The organism is Glutamicibacter sp. FBE19 (genome assembly GCF_015524875.1).
Classification (GTDB): domain Bacteria; phylum Actinomycetota; class Actinomycetes; order Actinomycetales; family Micrococcaceae; genus Glutamicibacter; species Glutamicibacter halophytocola.
In genome coordinates this window covers 87638-104514 of the sequence record NZ_JACKQN010000006.1, presented here as the reverse complement: position 1 = coordinate 104514, position 16877 = coordinate 87638, and the positions used below count along the sequence as shown (strand labels likewise).

Below are 16877 nucleotides of genomic sequence, written 5' to 3'. Positions count from 1 at the left end.
CAGGTAATCATGGCCTCGAATAAACCCAAACGTACTCCAGGTACGACTAATTCGCGTCGACGTCCTCCGTCTGCGCGCTTTCCTAAGGGTGGCTGGCTTGGAACTTATGTTGATCCTGAGGGCAAGGAAAAGAGTAAGACTTTCGCCCGTAAGATCGATGCTCAGAACTGGGCTGAGGGTGAAGCGGTTAAGATCCGCACTGGCGCTTACATCAGCCCAACCGATGCGGCGACAACAATGCTTGTCTGGTCGGCGCATTGGCTGAAAGGCTACGAAGTCAACCGTCCTGGCTCAGTAAAGCAAGCGAAGACGCACGTGAAGCGGATCAATGCAGTGTTCGGTGATATTCCACTAAAGGACATCCGCCCTACGGCGATCAAGAATTGGTTGGCTGCGCTCAAAAAAGAGGGTTTGGCCGATTCTACGATTCATGCACTCTACCGCCGATTGGCTCATTTGCTCTCTGACGCGGTAGAAGATGGTCTACTGTTGCGCACGCCCATAAGTCGGAAAAATGCGCCTCCCACGGGCAAGCAACGCCCCTACGTGGCTACTGAGCAACAGGTCTGGGCGCTGTATGATGTGATGCCTGAAGGAATGAAGAATGTCATCCTGTTGGGTGCTTTTGCGGGGCTGCGCGTGGCAGAAATTTCGGCGTTGCGAGTTCAGGATGTGGATTCGTTGCGGGGATTCATCACGCCGGCTATTCAGTATCCAGGCGTACCACTGAAAACTGAGGAGTCTAAGAATCCAATCCCGATTCCGCGTGATCTGGCTTTCGAGCTGAATAAGAATCCTGCGCGGTGGGGGAGTGAAACTTTCGTGACTCTGGAGAATGGCAGACCTGCTGCGCCGTACACGATCGAAGCCAGGTTCAGGACTGCACGTGCCACGGTGGAGGGTTTGCCTGAAAATTTCCGGATCCACGATCTGCGGCATTTCTTCGCGTCGTTCCTGATCGCATCCGGTGAAGATATCAAGAAGGTTCAATCCGCGATGCGTCACGCCAGCGCTAAGACAACTCTCGATGTATATGGGCATCTCATGGAAGATGCAAAAGAGTCCACACGTGCTGCCGTGAGCAATGCTCTGGCAACTCGTGCGGACTCTCTGCGGACTAAACGGGCTTGATTCCCGTCAGCTAGCTAGCAACCGTAGTACAGCTCGAACTCGTATGGGTTCGGGCGCAGGCTCAGTGGCTTGATTTCGTTTTCACGCTTGTACTCGATCCAAGTCTGGACCAGGTCCTCGGTGAAGACGCCGCCTTCGAGCAGGAAGTCGTGGTCGGCTTCCAGTGCCTTCAGGGCATCTTCAAGGCTCTCCGGAGCGCGCTGGATGTCCTTGGCTTCCTCGGCAGGAAGCTCGTAGAGGTCCTTGTCGATTGGCTCTGCTGGTTCGATGCGGTTCTTGATGCCGTCCAGGCCAGCCATCAGCTGGGCTGCGAAAGCCAGGTAAGGGTTGGAAGAAGCATCCGGTGCACGGAATTCGATGCGCTTCGCCTTGGGGTTCGAACCGGTGATTGGGATACGGATACCTGCCGAACGGTTACCCTGCGAGTAAACCATGTTCACTGGAGCCTCGAAGCCCTTGACCAGTCGACGGTAGGAGTTCACGGTTGGGTTGGTGAATGCAAGCACTGCGTCAGCGTGCTTCAGCAGGCCACCGATGTACCAGCGAGCGACGTCGGACAGGCCGGCGTAGCCCTTTTCGTCGTAGAACAGCGGGTCGCCGTTGGACCACAGCGACTGGTGCACGTGCATGCCCGAACCGTTGTCGCCGAAGACTGGCTTTGGCATGAAGGTAGCGGACTTGCCCCAGGCGTCTGCCACGTTCTTGACTACGTACTTGAAGAGCATCAGCTCGTCAGCGGCGTGAACCATGGTGTTGAACTTGTAGTTGATTTCGGCCTGGCCAGCAGCGCCAACTTCGTGGTGGCTGCGCTCGACCTCAAGGCCAGCCTTGTCCAGCTCAACGCAGATAGCGTCACGCAGGTCAGCCTGCTTGTCGGTTGGTGCAACTGGGAAGTAGCCGCCCTTGAAAGCGGTCTTGTAACCCTGGTTGCCGCCTTCTTCCTTGCGGCCGGTGTTCCATGGAGCTTCATCGGAATCGATCGAGTAGAAAGCGCCTTCTGGCTTCGACTCGTAGCGAACGTCTTCGAAGATGAAGAATTCTGCTTCTGGAGCGAAGAATGCGGTATCGGCGATTCCGGTGGACTCGAGGTAAGCTTCGGCACGCTCTGCAACGCCACGCGGATCGCGGTGGTAAGGCTCACCGGTACGTGGGTTGATGATCGAGAAGTTGAATGCCAAGGTCTTTTCGATGCGGAATGGATCGATGAAACCGGTGGTGACATCTGGGATCAACTGCATGTCTGATTCAGAGATGCCAGCGAAGCCGCGGATGGACGAACCATCGAAGAGCTGGCCGTTGACGAAGAAGTCGGCATCTACAGACTTTGCTGGCACGTTGAAGTGCTGCTGTACGCCTGGAAGATCGGTGAAACGGATATCGACGAACTTGATGTCCTCATCGGCAATATATGCCAAGACTTCTTCTGGACTGGTAAACATGTGCAGGTGACTCCCTGGTGAGATATGAGAATTGGTAAACAGAACGATCAGACAGAATGAGCTGGCTGGTTCCCTTGCTTACGTATAGAGCTTACCCACAATCCATTTCTGAATGGTGTCTCTATTGTTTCCAGCCTGTTACAAGGGTGAGGCTCGGGCGTATCGTATTGCGCTGATTTGGGACGATGCAGTTCGTAACAAACTGACTTGGAGCCTTGGCGGGCTCAGGCAGGGCAAATTGAGCCCGAACTGATGCACAGAATCCCTCGATAGACTGTAGCGGTGGAAAGAAAAGACTTCAGTTCGTGGCTTGAAGGCCCGCCACAACATAACTCGCAGGAGTGGCCTGGACAGGATCTAGGCCGACCGGACAAGGGCCCCGGGTCAATCGGAAGATTCCCTCGCAGGATTGGAGCATTGTGCATCGACTGGGGACTGTCGATGCTGCTGAGCTGGTGGCTCTTCAACTTCAATGACCTTGCAACCCTGTTGCTGTTTTGCGTCGGGCAGATTATTGGCGTCGGATTCACCGGTCATACTATTGGCCATCGGACCTTTGGCCTTCAAGTGCAGTCAATGGACGGCAGTGCGGTGAAGCCCCTGCAGGGGTTGATTCGCTCGCTGCTGCTTTGCCTGGCCATCCCGGTCTTTGTTACCGATAAGGATCAGCGGGGATTGCACGATCGGCTACCGAAGACCATCTTGGTCAACATCAGATAATTCAATTGGCCCAGGACAACGAAGAAGCCGCAACAGGGAATCCTGTTGCGGCTTCTTATATATTGAGGTTTCTAGCGACCGCGGGTTGCGCGGCGGTTAGGCCGAACGCGGGTGGGGTCTACGCCCTTGGGGATCGGCAGGCGATTTGCAGTCAGGGTGCTTAGTCGCTTGTCGATGGCACTGACCTCGAGCTTGGTGATGGACTTGGGAAGCTTCTTCATTTCTTTGCTGACATCAACCAAGCTGGTCTGGTCCGCGTCCTGTCCTGCATGGATCACGTGAACTGGCACGTTCGGCAGTACACGGGCAATGCGCTTGCGTTCCGAGGCGACGAGTTCGCGAACTCGCGACTTAGGCCCTTCAGTGACCAGGACGATGCCTGGGCGGCCAATGGCGAGGAAGACCAAATCCTGGTGACGGTTATAGGCGACTGGTTCCTGCTTGAGGATCCATCCGCGACGCAGCACGCTCATGGCTGCACCTGCAGCACCTGGGCGTCCTTCTAGCTGGGAGAAGGCAGCTTTTTCAGCCCGGCGGGACATGATGAACATCGCCGCAAGAAGAGCCAACGGAATGGAAATGATCAACATGGTGATCCAGTTGTTGATCAAGATACCGATAACCAAGCAGACTGCGATTACAGCCAAGGCAGCCAGTGCCATCCACCAAACGACCATGGGGTCGTTGCGGCGCGTCATCTGGAAGACTTGGCCGATTTGCTTCAGCCGGCCTGGTTCTTTGTTCTTTTTCTCAGCTTTTGGTTTACGCGAAAACAAACCGCGCTTTGGTTGCGCGGCAGCGTCGTTGTCGGAGTTTTTGGCCATAGTGCCTCAATTCTACGCGATGTTGACGATAGTTCTAAGTCGCGCTGGATCACGAGCGAAATTTTTTGGTGCATATGTCGCTAGCAAGATGGCAGACAACCCCGCAGCCATGGCGTGTGAGATGCCAGGGGCTGCGGGGTCGTGGTCTGCGGAACGTTCAAGCGATCATTATTTGATCAGGGATGCTGCTTCCTGACGCGTGTTCCCGGAAGACTCGATGTGGGAGAGTGCCTCTGGAATTTCGCGGCCCTTCTTGCGCATCGCTCCGGCCCACAACCGTCCTGCACGGTAGGAAGAGCGGACCAGCGGACCAGACATGACGCCGGCAAATCCGATTTCTTCTGCCTCTTGCTGCAGTTCAATGAATTCTTGTGGGGTGACCCAGCGGTCCACTGGAAGGTGGAGATCGGTGGGGCGAAGGTACTGGGTCAGGGTCAACAGGTCGCAACCGGCTTCGTGCAGGTCGCGCATGGCCTCGGAGATTTCTTCGCGGGTTTCGCCCATACCGAGGATCAGGTTCGACTTGGTGATCAGTCCACGCTTGCGCCCGTGCGAAATGACGTCCATGGAACGGTCATAGCGGAAAGCGGGACGGATGCGCTTGAAAATACGAGGAACGGTCTCGACGTTGTGGGCGTAGACTTCCGGGGCCGAATCGCAGATGGCGTCCAGGTTCTCTGGTTTTCCGCTGAAGTCCGGGATCAGCAATTCGACACCGGTGGTTGGGTTCATCTTGTGGATCTGGCGAACCGTCTCCGCATACAGCCACACGCCCTCATCTTCGAGGTCATCGCGGGCCACACCAGTAACGGTCGCGTAGCGAAGATCCATCTTCTTCACGCTCATCGCAACCTTGAATGGTTCGGAGCGATCGATAGGTGATGGTTTACCGGTAGCGATTTGGCAGAAATCGCAGCGGCGGGTGCACTCGGAACCGCCGATGAGGAAAGACGCTTCACGGTCTTCCCAGCATTCAAAGATGTTTGGGCAGCCTGCTTCTTCGCAGACGGTGTGCAGTCCTTCGGACTGTACGAGATTCTTTAGGCCTACGTATTCGGGACCAATGTTTAGTTTGGCTTTGATCCACTCGGGCTTACGCTCCACTGGTACGGCAGCGTTGCGCTTTTCAACGCGAAGCATGCGGCGGCCTTCAGGTGCGACGCTCATTATCGGCTCTTTCTTTCGGAGGGAATGATTGTCTAGACGACTTGTGGGGTGAGGAGACGTTCGAGTTCGGTCTGGACTCGGTCGACAACGTCTTCCGGGGTGACGGTTCGGCCGAGCTCTTCCGAGATGGAAGTGACTCCTGCATCGGTGATACCGCAAGGAATGATTTGTTCGTAGGCTGCTAGCTCGTTGGAGCAGTTCAACGCAAAACCGTGCATGGTTACTCCGTGGCTGATACGAAGTCCGATAGCTGCGATTTTTCGGTCTTGTTCGCCGTTTTTGCCGGGAACCCAGACACCTGAGCGGCCCTTGATCTGCGCCGTGGCAATGCCCATGTCGCTCACGACATTGATCAGCGCTTCTTCGATGGTTTCCACATAAAGTCGAATCGCACTCATTTTGCGAAGTTTGACGATGGGGTAGCCAATAAGTTGTCCTGGCCCGTGCCAGGTGAGCTTGCCGCCTCGATCCACGTCTACGACAGGGGTTCCGTCTAACGGGAGGTCTTCGGGTTCAGTTCTTTTGCCTGCGGTGTATACCGCTTCATGCTCCAGGAACAGGACTCTCGGGGACTGTTCGTCCGCGGCTACCGCATCATGTAACTGGATTTGGTAGTCCCAGGCTTCCATGTAGGGCACAAATTTTGAGCCAAGTCCGACTCGTTCGAATTCGATCGCCATGAGGGTTACCCTACGCCGTTGTCCCGCTGGTCGCTAATTCGATAGATGACGGCAAACTTGTGGATAACGAACTTGTGTTTTCCGTTTTTGAACTACAACGGAGCTATGAATGAATCAACAAATGTCCTTGCATGGCCTTTGAGCTCTGGACATGTCACAGTTAGACCATTAAGTACCAAGTCACCATGTAAAGTTTGGCTAATCCGCAGGGAGAGTGACCAAACTTACATGGTGCTAAAACTTAGTTTGACTATGGAAGATGTCTCGTCCTTGAGGCAGAATTCGGTCACTCGGACGCGGAAATATGTCGTTGATTTTTACGGCACGCTCTCGACCCAGCTGGGTGATGGTTTGATCATGGAATATTGCCCGGGCGGAAGCATCGGCGACCTCGTGAACAGTCGAGGTGTTTTCAGCCTGGGCGAATGCATCACTGCGTTGGCTCCGGTGGCGCAGACGCTATCGATGATGCACGCAGAAGGTATCCGCCATGGGGACATATCACCGGCAAACGTTTTGCTGACTGCTAGCGGCATGCCAAAGATTATTGACTTTCAGGAGTCCGCCTCAGATGCCCAATCGTTGTCGGGCGCTGGCACGCCAGGATTTATGGCTCCAGAAATAGTTCCTGGCGGACGAGAACTATTGGTGGGGGAGCAGGACGTCTACTCCCTGGGCGCCTGCTTATGGTTCCTCTTGGCAGGCAAGCCACCGGATGCGCAAAACATTCGGCCACCGGTGCAGGTCAAGTTTCCAAGTATTCCGCAGATCATCCAAGAGCTATTGATTGATTGCCTCAACCCGGATCCACATGAACGACCAAGCGCCGAACAATTCGCGAGGACGCTGTTCTCCAGCGCCCAGGCTGAACCTATCAGGTGGGAAGGCCACGTTTCGCCGGAAGCTACCCATCTGATGGAAACCATTCATCCAGATATCCCGACGCATCATAGGGCAGGAGGACGGAGGGGGAGGAAACAAGCATCATTGACACCACAAGACCAGGGACAGCCTGAAAATTGGGCTGTTCATCCGCTGCGGCGGACCCCTGGAGCCATGAAAATTGTTGGTGCCGGCGTGCTGGGTATTGCGGTATTGGCCGGAAGCCTTGTGGGCGTCAACCATCTCCGCGCGGCGACAGCCTCTGATGCGGGATCTGCACCGTCGGCACCGGTTGAATCCTCGTGCCGCATCAATGATGTCGCCCAAGTTCCAGCGTGTGCTTTGAACCAGGACACCATTGTCTCGGCCTTCCTGAGCCTGACGCAACGGCGTGATCAGGCCATGAGCAAATTGGCGGCTGGAGACTTGAAAGCCATTTATGCACCTGGCTCTGAGCAGCTGCAGCGGGATCTGGAAACGATCAAAACGCTGCGGGAAATGGATCTGAGTTTTAAGGGGTTGGCGACGCAGCTTCGGAATGTTTCCGTTGTTGCTCGTGGCCAAGGGGATGCCGTGATTCTGGCTGCGGATTCAACCCAAGGCGAATACCATTATGTGGATCGCAAGGGAAAACAAATCCACACGGTCAAGGCTGCCCAGACTCAGCGGATCGAAATTGAACTGGTGCTTTCAGAGCACGGCTGGAAAATCGGCAAGGTTCTTCGCCATTAAATGCAGGAACCGCAATCCAATGCATGCTCAGTGCATAGGATTGCGGTTCCTGCAGCGGATCCCAATAAGGATTAGGACCAGAGGGTCGCCACCGCGATATTGATGAAGGCCATGCCTCCAACAGCGTGAGCAATGCCCGTCGATACTTCTTCGCCAGCCTTGATCTTCTTGCGGCCGATAAACGCAGCTACAGCGATCACGATGGCGATGACCAGCTTCACGCCAATCTTTGCGTGGTTGACTGGGTCAGTGCCGGCTTCAGCAATACCCACGAGTGCCAATCCGGTCACCAGCTGAACGAGGGCACCGTACCACTGCCAGACACTGACGGTAGGGGTCTTGAAGTTAGCTAGCCAGCCACCGAAAATCGCGGCTGCACCAAGTACATGCACAAATACCAAAATGAGTTTCAGGAATTCCATAGTCCTAGCCTAATCTAAATTCGACTGAACGTAGAAAAGCGACGATCGCCCCTGCTGATTCCTCAACAGGGGCGATCGTCGCTACGGCTAGAAGCCCTATTGGGAGCTTAGAGTCCCAAGTCTCCCTCGAAAGCGCCACCCTCAAGGCGAGCCTTGACGGTCTGCAGGAAGCGGCCTGCGTCAGCGCCGTCAACCAGGCGGTGATCGTAGGTCAGGCACAGGTACATCATGTGGCGGATGGCAATCGAATCGTTGCCATCTGCATCGGTGATGACCATTGGACGCTTGACGATCGCACCGGTGCCCAGGATAGCTACCTGCGGCTGGTTGATGATCGGGGTGTCGAACAGTGCGCCGACCGAACCGATGTTCGTGATCGAGAAGGTGCCGCCGGACAGCTCATCTGGACCGATCTTGTTGCTGCGGGTACGTGCAGCAACGTCGGCGATGCGCGAAGCCAGGCCAGCCAGGTTCAGGTCACCAGCGTTCGAAACCACTGGAACCAACAGGCCCTTGTCGGTATCGACTGCGAATGCCAGGTGCTCGGCATTGTGGTAGGTGATCTGCTGGGTCTCTTCGTTGTACTCAGCGTTCAGCTTCGGGTGAGCCTTCAGGCCTTCGGCAACAGCCTTGGCGATGAATGGCAGGTAGGTCAGGTTCACGCCGTTGGTGGCCTTGAAGCTGGCCTTGGCCGAACCGCGCAGCTTGACGATGCGGGTCATGTCGATCTCGTGGACCTGGGTCAGCTGAGTCGATACGTCCAGGGACTCGCGCATGCGACGGGCGATGACCTGACGGATGCGTGGAGCCTTCTCGGTGGTACCGCGCAGCGAGGAAACCTCAACCGCTGGCGCAGCTGGCTTTGCAGCAGCTGGTACGGCGGCAACAGGAGCGGCCGGCGCGGCTGCTTCCTTGGCGGCAACTGCGTCAAGCACGTCTTGCTTGCGGATGCGACCGCCAACGCCGGTGCCCTTGACCGAAGCGATGTCGATGTCGTGCTGGTTGGCAAGGCGGCGAACCAGCGGGGTTACATAACCCGACTCGTTGTTCGACTCGGCAGCTGGAGCAGCTGGAGCAGCTGGAGCAGCTGGAGCGGCCGGAGCCGGAGCAGCTGGTGCCGGCGCTGCAGGAGCGGCCGGGGCCTCTTCCTTTGCAGGCGCTGGAGCAGCAGCTGGTGCTTCTTCCTTGGCTGGGGCAGCAGCAGGTGCAGCGCCAGCGGCACCGATCACTGCGAGCACGGCGCCAACTTCAGCGGTCTCGTCTTCTGGAACGCGAATTTCCAGCAGAGTACCGGCTACTGGCGAAGGAACTTCGGTGTCAACCTTGTCGGTGGAAACTTCGAGCAGCGGCTCGTCAACGGCGACTTCCTCGCCAACTTCCTTCAACCAGCGGGTAACGGTACCTTCGGTCACCGATTCGCCCAGTGCAGGCAAAGTGACCTCGGTGCCGGAAGCGGAGCCGGCTGCAGCTGGTGCAGCAGGTGCTTCTTCCTTGGCTGGTGCTTCCTGTGCAGCTGGTGCAGCTGGAGCTTCTTCCTTGGCTGGTGCTGCTTCGGCAGCTGGTGCAGCTGGAGCGGATTCGCCCGAACCGGAACCATCGCCAATGCGGACCAGAGGCGCGCCAACTTCAGCGTCCTCGTCCTCTGCGACAAAAATTTCCTCGATGACGCCAGCTACTGGCGAAGGAACTTCAGTGTCTACCTTGTCGGTGGAAACTTCCACCAACGGCTCGTCTACCTCTACACGGTCGCCAACTTGCTTCAGCCAGCGGGTTACCGTACCTTCGGTAACGCTTTCACCCAGTGCGGGTAGGTTTACGGTTTCAGACATCGTCCCGTATCTCCTTGGTTTTTAAAACTTGAATTGTGGGTGGAGGCGGAGCCTCCGAGCTTTGCGGACTAGGCAGCGCGTTGCAAAAACGCGCTGCCTAGGTGAGCCAAAAGCTATTAGCCGTGCAGTGGAGCACCGGCGAGAGCCATTGCGGCTTCGCCAAGGGACTCGTTCTGAGTTGGGTGTGCGTGAATCAGCTGCGAAACATCCTCTGGGTAAGCTTCCCAGTTGACGATCAGCTGGGCTTCGCCGATCTGCTCGCCGATACGGCCGCCGATGCCGTGAACGCCCACGATTGGGCCGTTCTTGACGCGAACCATCTTGATCAGGCCGCTGGTGCCCAGGATCGAAGACTTGCCGTTGCCAGCCAGGTTGTATTCGGTGGTTTCGATCTGGTCGGCGCCGAACTTCTCCTTGGCCTTTGGCTCGGAGTAGCCGACCGAAGCGATCTCCGGCTCGCAGAAGGTCACCTTCGGGATGTTGATGTCCTCGATGATGGTTGGCTTCATGCCGTGGATTTCCTCGGCAACGAAGCGGCCATGCTGGTAGCCGCGGTGTGCCAGCTGTACGCCTGGGACGATGTCGCCAATTGCGTAGATGTTGCCGACGCCGGTGTGCAGGCGCTCGTCGGTGATCACGAAGCCGCGATCGATGGTGACGCCCTGCTCCTCGAAGCCCAAGCCTTCGGTGACTGGGCCACGGCCGACTGCAACCAGAACGATGTCTGCTTCCAGTACGTTGCCGTCAGCCAGCGAGACCTTGACGCCGTTGGCATCCTGCTCGACCTTTTCGAAGAAGACGCCGGTGTTGAACTTGATGCCGCGCTTCTTGAAAGCGCGCTCCAAGGTCTTGATGATGGCTGGGTCTTCGTTCGGCACGAGCGAAGGCAGGCCTTCAACGATGGTGACATCGACACCGAAGGAGTTCCATACCGATGCGAATTCAACGCCGATGACACCGCCACCGAGCACGATGGCGCTCTTTGGCAGGTCTTCCATGTTCAGCGCTTCGGTGCTGGTCAGCACGCGACCGCCGATTTCCAGACCGAAGGTCTTGGAGGTGGAGCCGGTAGCCAGGATGATGTACTTGCCCTTGTAAACGGTGCCATCAACGTCGATGGAATCCTGGGAGACAAGACGGCCGTTACCAGTGATAACGTTGACCTTCTTCATCTTGAGCAAACCCTGCAGGCCCTTGTGCTTTCCAGCAACAATGCCTTCCTTGTACTTGCGTACGCCAGCCAAGTCGATCGACTCCAGCGAGGTGTTGATGCCGTACTTGGCACCCTCGCGAGCGTTTTCAGCCAGCTCTGCAGCGTGCAGGTAGGCCTTGGTTGGGATGCAGCCGGTGTGCAGGCAGGTGCCGCCCAGCTTTTCTTTTTCAATCAATCCAACGGTGTAGCCCAGCTGGATGGCACGCAATGCTGCCGAGTATCCAGCGGATCCACCGCCGAGGATGAGGACATCAAATTCTTGCGTTGCTGCCGAATCGGCCACGTGAACGCTCCCTCGTATTCGCTAAGTGTGGCCGGCTTTGGCCGACCAGGGGATCGGTCGCAGATCATTGGGAGCATGACGCCTGTTAGCGCGCACCATTGATCCACGGTGATGTTTCAAAACTTACCTTAGTACCGCTAACCGGAAAGAGTCACCTTCGCGGGCGTAAAAGTCAGGCATGTCTCTTATTTTTAATCTGTTCCCGGCAGCAATCGCAGGTGCGCGTTGATGCCGGGAACACTTTTGTTTCAGCGCAGCCCAATCAGTGAGCTGTCAGGCGGTCATTAATTTGAGGCCAGCTGCTCTGCGTAGGCTACGAGAGTGCGCACCTGCGAGCCGGTGCCGTTCTTCGGCGTGTAGCCCCAGGCACTGCCTTCATTGAATGCAGGACCAGCGAAGTCAATGTGAGCCCACGGAATCTTCTTGCCGTCGACCTCGCCAACAAATTCTTCCAGGAATACGGCGGCGGTCATCATGCCACCCATGCGCTCACCAATATTTGCCAAGTCGGCTACCTGGGACTCAATGCTTGGACGCAGTTCCTCGGGCAGCGGCATGCCCCAGGCCAATTCGCCAACCTTGTCCGAAACGGACACGAGATCGTCCCGCACCTGCTCATTGCCCATGATTCCCGCGGTGCGCAGACCCAAAGCAAGCATCTGGGCGCCGGTCAGGGTAGCGATGTCGATCATGACATCCGGCTTTTCCAAGCTGGCGGCAGCCAACCCATCGGCCATGACCAGGCGACCTTCTGCGTCCGTATTCAATACCTCAACAGTCTTGCCGCCGAACATGGTCAGCACGTCCCCCGGACGGGTCGACGCGCCACCGGGCATATTCTCGGCCAGGCACAGCCATGCGGTGACTTTGACGTTCAACCCCAACTCCGAGATGGCAGCGACGGCCTGGAAAGCCGCAGCGGCGCCGGACATGTCCGACTTCATGGCGTGCATGCCGGCAGCTGGCTTCAGCGAGGTGCCACCGGTATCAAACGTGATGCCCTTGCCGATCAGCGCAATATGCTTAGCGGCCTTGGCGGGGGAGTACTCGACCTTGACCATGCGAGGCTGGCGCACCGAACCGCCGCCGACGCCAAGCAAACCGCCAAAGCCGTCCTTGGCCAAGCGCTTCTCATCGAAGACCGTGACCTTCAACGGCAGTGGCTTTGAGTAGTCCTTGACTGCGGTTGCGAAGGATTCCGGGTACAGCAAGTTTGCCGGGGCATTGATCAAGTCCCGCGTGCCGCGCACTGCGCGGCCGAGAATGGCAGCGCGCTTGAGCGCTGCGGGGACGTCCTTGGAAGTCGCGACGGCCGTGGCGATCTGCGCCTCGGCCAGCACCGGCTTGTCGCTCTTCTTCGAGCGCTGGTTCTCGTAGCGGTAGCTGCCCAGGGCAATGCCTTCGGCAATAGCCGCCACGCGCTCGACGCTTTCGGAAGGCAGCGCGAAGATGGCTGTTTTGGCATTGCTGAGCTGACGTGCAGCTGATCCGGCCGCACGGCGAAGCTGTTCATCGGTCAGGTCGGGCAATTTCGCGATGCCCAGGCCAATGAACAACAGGACCTTTGCCTTAGAACCCTCTACTCCTGGAAGCAGGGTAACTTCATCGGCTTTCCCTGACATCCCCAAGGCAGTCAGTGACTGCTCTAGCGACGATGTGGTTTCCGAGGTGAACGGTGAAGCTGCGATGGTTGCTTTTCCATCGTTCTTCAGCACGCCCAATACCAAGGTGTCGGCGCTCTTGCGTTTAATGTCAGTGCCAATGGCGCTCAAAGTGAGGTCACTTGAGTTGATCACAAAATCATTCCTTCTGTGCCTTTGTAGGGTCTAAGGTCAAGAATTCCGGAATGGTAATCCGGAAGGTAGTGCATGCTCGCGGGCAACGCATCTGCTATCTCCGATGTTATCCGAGGAATCAGTTCATCGTGCGTCACTTCACAGCGAGCGTAAGCGCAGAAGCGATAGTATGTAATATCGCTCTGAATATGGGGTGCCAAGCAGTGTCTAGTGGTGCTGAACTCGGGTTTTAGGGAGTTCGGCATCGAATCGAGGAGAAAATGTCCAAGGAATCGTTGATGACGATGGTCGCAAACGACTTGGATGATTCACGCCTCCAAGGACTTGGCATGTACGTCCTGCTCAAGAGCATGAGCGATGCCGGGCAGACGCATTCCCAGGTGACAAATGAACTTTTCGGGCGCCTCGATTCCAAGCTCTTTGCCACGTTCGACGCCGATGAATTGGTTGCCTACACCTCTCAGCGACCTCGGCTGACTTTCCTCGGTGACCACTTTGCCGGATACCAGGCACCTCGCATCGAGATCTACTTGATGACCGATGAGATGGACCGCAACTTCTGGTTCTTAACCGGAGTGGAACCTGACCTCAAATGGGAGCGGGTTATCGCCGAACTCCTGGGCTTCATCGAAGCCTTCAATGTCTCTCTCGTTGTTGGATCAGCATCGCTTCCAATGCCGGTTCCGCACACTCGGCCTGTGGGCGTGACCGCTCACGGAAACCGCAAGGATTTGATTGAGAACATTTCCACTTGGAGCCCCACGGTGGAATCGCCAGCCGGGATCACATCCCTGTTGGAGATCCGGATGACTGAAATTGGCAGAGACATCGTAGGATACTCACTTCATACGCCTCACTACCTTGCTGAATCCGAATATCCGGCAGTTGCCGTGGCAACTTTGGAATATGTTGGAGCAGCACTGAAACTCGCACTTCCAACGGACAAGCTTCGTGAAGCTGGCCGCCTGGTCGATCAGCAGCTGGCTGAGCAGCTCGAGGCAAATAATGACGTGCGCCAGATGGTCGACGGATTTGAAGAACGCTTTGATGCGCATGTTCAGGAACATGAGCCCCGTTCACTATTGCTTGACGAAGACAAGCAAATGCCGGACGCAGAAGAACTGGGAGCCAGCGCTGAGCACTTCCTGGCGGCCATCGAAAATACCGATGACTGGTTAAGAAACGGACAAGACGATTCGTCGTCAGGTGATCAAGACCAGTGAGCCAACCGCATTTGAATTCGACCAAAGCATGGTTGGTTTATGGCTTTGCCATCGTTGCCTACATATCTGCAATATCCCAGCGCACTAGTTTCGGCGTGGCAGGCATTGAAGCAACAGAACGTTTTCACGCCAGTGCTCAAATTCTCGCGACCTTCTCCGTCGTCCAGCTAGTCGTTTATGCGGGCGCGCAAGTGCCAGTCGGATTGCTTCTGGATAAATTCGGCCCGAGGATCCTGATCACCTGCGGTGCGTTGCTGATGGCTGCCGGGCAAGCTTTCCTTGCCATCTCAGTGAATGTCCCTATGGGATTGATCGGCCGCGTGATGGTAGGCATGGGCGACGCGATGGTCTTCGTCTCAGTCCTCAAGCTCCTGCCGCTATGGTTCTCTGGATCGAAAATTCCGGTCCTCACCCAGCTCACCGGAACATTTGGCCAGCTCGGCCAGCTGATCAGCATTTTCCCGTTCCACATGATGTTGCTGAACGCCGGATGGTCTACCTCATTCTCGGTCATGTCGGGTTTTGCTTTCGCCACATTTATTACCACGATCGCCTTCGTGCGCAACGGCAACGGCTGGGCTGGTCCTTCACACGGAACACACTCTTCCAGGTCGCGCATTGCGCAAGCGCTCAAGCAGCCTGGCACCCGACTTGGTTTCTGGACGCACTTCACCACCGCGTTCATGATTAACACGTTCATGATGACTTGGGGATACCCCTTCCTAGTTGAGGGCCAAGGCCTGGATAGCGCGCTAGCGTCGGGAATGATGTCGATCTTCGTCGTCGTAGCTGTTGTGCTAGGACCTGTACTTGGCGCCCTTACCGCGCGACGTGCCGAACACCGTTCGAACTATGCTCTGGGCATCATTGGGTTGATGCTCGCCATGTGGGCAGTAGTCCTGTGCTGGCCAGGACAGGCTCCGCTCTGGGTGCTCATCGTATTGATGATCAGCGTGGCAGCAGGCGGCCCCGCATCGGTCATCGGATTCGATTTCGCCCGAACTTTTAATCCCCCACGTGTATTGGGTACGGCAACAGGGCTAGTGAACACCGGCGGTTTCATTGGCGCATTCATCACTATTTATGTCATTGGATTCATCCTCGACATGCTGAACAAAGCCAATGGTTCTTCAGGTGTGCTGTACAACCTGGGGTCGTTCAGAATTGCGCTCTCGTTCCAGTTCGTCATGGCAGCGCTGGGCATAACCTTCATGCTGATCGAACGCCGGAAGGCACGGCGCTACCTGGCGGAGCAGTAAAACCTGTTTCAGGGCTTCGAAGTTCTCCACAAGTAGTGGCGGGAGCAGCACCTGATGATTCATGCTCGTGCACCGTGGATGCATGACAACTACTCCAGAACGCCAGCCAATTTCACTGTCCAGCTACAAGGACATCTTGGCCTATGTGCCGCATGCTTTGGGATTTCATCCACGCAATTCAGCGGTATTGCTGCTAATCGACGACGATCGTCTCGAAGCGACTCTCCGGGTCGATCTACCGCCTACGGAACATGCGCCCGATCTTGAAATCTGGATCGGCCAGGTCTGCCGTTTGCTGCACCGTATTCCGAACATCGATGATATCGCTGTAGTCATCTATGTTTCAGGCAATGCCGGTGGCTCGCAGGTTGTGCCGCTATCGAGTCTAGTTGCCAAACTAGAGACCGCTCTGACGCATCAATCGATTCGTTTGCGACATGCTTGGTGCCGGCAGGATTCCAGAATCTGGACCTACGGCACCGAGGACGGGCCAGATGTGCAAGATGTGCCGGCGCTCGATACAAATGAAACTAATCTGTCCATGGTCCTGGCAGGCTCGGCGCCGTTGGACCAGCCATGGGATGGCAGTGGCGTACCGGAATGGTCGAACGCTGACGACGTGCTCCAATTGGTGGGTAACCAAGACGCCAACATCATGGTGTCTCTCGATGCGTGGCACGAATCATTGTCACAGCCCGCCGCCATATCAACAGCCGAGCTTCATTCGGATCCGCAGCGGGCGGCCATTCACGTGGGATCGTTGCAAACAAAATTAGTCAGGGACCTGTTGCCGTTTTTGGCGGGTGAGGGTTTGGAAAGCGCGCTGGACATTATTTTCGGGATTTCAGTCGACGAGCGAGAAGGCGCAGTCGCCCCGTTGGCCGATTACCTATTGGGCCGCGGATGGTACGCGCCGGATTGGGAGAGAGTTGACCGGTTGTGGGAACTGTCGCGTGATCTATTGGGCGTAGCCCAAGATGAGCCACGGCAGGCGCTGCTGTGCATATTGGCCTGGATTGAATGGGCGCGAGGTCGTGGTTCGATGGCGCTGGTGCTATTGGAACAAGCAGTGCTGGAAAACGAAAAGTATGAACTAGCCATGCTTCTCCAAAAGCTTATGGAACACGGAGTGATGCCCTCATGGGCAACGGATCAACTGCGGGCGTGGCGCGCGAACTTTTCCTGAAACTCGGTCCTTGGGGTGTCTCAAGTGGTGTCTGGGTGGTAATTCATGGATAATGAGATAACAGACCCGGTTAGGTTCGAATTGCCTTCGC

Annotated in this window: 13 protein-coding genes and 1 pseudogene; 6 read left to right on the top strand and 8 right to left on the bottom strand. The window is 56.5% G+C overall.

The genetic code is table 11. The features are described from left to right. Positions 1-9 precede the first annotated feature (9 nt). Positions 10-1131 carry a site-specific integrase gene (locus tag H6F58_RS11310; RefSeq protein WP_195181775.1) on the top strand — a complete coding sequence of 374 codons (1122 nt, stop codon included), beginning with the start codon at positions 10-12 and terminating at the stop codon, positions 1129-1131. A 14-nt stretch (positions 1132-1145) separates the two neighbouring features. On the opposite strand, the gene glnA is transcribed toward H6F58_RS11310, so the two are convergent. After that, entirely contained in the window at positions 1146-2570 is a 1425-nt protein-coding gene (gene glnA, locus H6F58_RS11305) for a type I glutamate--ammonia ligase (protein ID WP_146275384.1), read from the bottom strand. A 417-nt stretch (positions 2571-2987) separates the two neighbouring features. Between glnA and H6F58_RS11300 the strand changes: the two genes are divergently transcribed. After that, on the top strand, positions 2988-3290 hold the full coding sequence (locus H6F58_RS11300) for an RDD family protein (protein ID WP_206693634.1): 303 nt from the start codon (positions 2988-2990) through the stop codon (positions 3288-3290). Positions 3291-3361: 71 nt separating this feature from the next. Here the strand turns inward: H6F58_RS11300 and H6F58_RS11295 are convergent, their stop codons facing one another. From H6F58_RS11295 to lipB, 3 genes and pseudogenes are all read right to left on the bottom strand, one after another. Further along, positions 3362-4114: a DUF4191 domain-containing protein gene (locus H6F58_RS11295; protein WP_146275382.1), complete on the bottom strand. Its 753-nt coding sequence runs from the start codon at positions 4112-4114 to the stop codon at positions 3362-3364. 168 nt (positions 4115-4282) lie between these two features. Continuing rightward, complete coding sequence (lipA, locus tag H6F58_RS11290) at positions 4283-5281, bottom strand: lipoyl synthase (protein WP_060701957.1); 999 nt, start codon at positions 5279-5281, stop codon at positions 4283-4285. A 32-nt stretch (positions 5282-5313) separates the two neighbouring features. After that, a pseudogene (gene lipB, locus H6F58_RS11285) lies at positions 5314-5964 on the bottom strand (lipoyl(octanoyl) transferase LipB); the annotation flags it as partial. Positions 5965-6189: 225 nt separating this feature from the next. Here lipB and H6F58_RS11280 point away from each other — a divergent pair. Then, the gene (locus H6F58_RS11280; RefSeq protein ID WP_171919864.1) at positions 6190-7575 is read left to right on the top strand and encodes a protein kinase; all 1386 of its coding nucleotides are present in this window, start codon (positions 6190-6192) and stop codon (positions 7573-7575) included. A gap of 71 nt (positions 7576-7646) precedes the next feature. Here H6F58_RS11280 and H6F58_RS11275 read toward each other — a convergent pair whose 3' ends face one another. From H6F58_RS11275 to H6F58_RS11260, 4 genes are all read right to left on the bottom strand, one after another. Continuing rightward, on the bottom strand, positions 7647-7997 hold the full coding sequence (locus H6F58_RS11275) for a hypothetical protein (RefSeq protein WP_060701954.1): 351 nt from the start codon (positions 7995-7997) through the stop codon (positions 7647-7649). Positions 7998-8104: 107 nt separating this feature from the next. After that, complete coding sequence (gene sucB, locus H6F58_RS11270; protein WP_171919865.1) at positions 8105-9826, bottom strand: 2-oxoglutarate dehydrogenase, E2 component, dihydrolipoamide succinyltransferase; 1722 nt, start codon at positions 9824-9826, stop codon at positions 8105-8107. 116 nt (positions 9827-9942) lie between these two features. Further along, on the bottom strand, positions 9943-11322 hold the full coding sequence (lpdA, locus tag H6F58_RS11265; RefSeq protein WP_060701952.1) for a dihydrolipoyl dehydrogenase: 1380 nt from the start codon (positions 11320-11322) through the stop codon (positions 9943-9945). Between the two features lie 284 nt (positions 11323-11606). Beyond that, the gene (locus H6F58_RS11260) at positions 11607-13118 is read right to left on the bottom strand and encodes a leucyl aminopeptidase (RefSeq protein WP_195181774.1); all 1512 of its coding nucleotides are present in this window, start codon (positions 13116-13118) and stop codon (positions 11607-11609) included. Between the two features lie 278 nt (positions 13119-13396). Between H6F58_RS11260 and H6F58_RS11255 the strand changes: the two genes are divergently transcribed. The 3 genes from H6F58_RS11255 to H6F58_RS11245 all read left to right on the top strand — a co-directional run bounded on the left by H6F58_RS11255 (position 13397) and on the right by H6F58_RS11245 (position 16786). Next, entirely contained in the window at positions 13397-14341 is a 945-nt protein-coding gene (locus H6F58_RS11255; protein WP_244652553.1) for a PAC2 family protein, read from the top strand. Continuing rightward, positions 14338-15600 carry an MFS transporter gene (locus tag H6F58_RS11250; RefSeq protein WP_146275377.1) on the top strand — a complete coding sequence of 421 codons (1263 nt, stop codon included), beginning with the start codon at positions 14338-14340 and terminating at the stop codon, positions 15598-15600. The genes H6F58_RS11255 and H6F58_RS11250 overlap by 4 nt, the downstream gene beginning before the upstream one ends. Positions 15601-15682: 82 nt before the next feature. Beyond that, complete coding sequence (locus H6F58_RS11245) at positions 15683-16786, top strand: DUF4192 domain-containing protein (protein ID WP_171920103.1); 1104 nt, start codon at positions 15683-15685, stop codon at positions 16784-16786. Positions 16787-16877 lie beyond the last annotated feature (91 nt).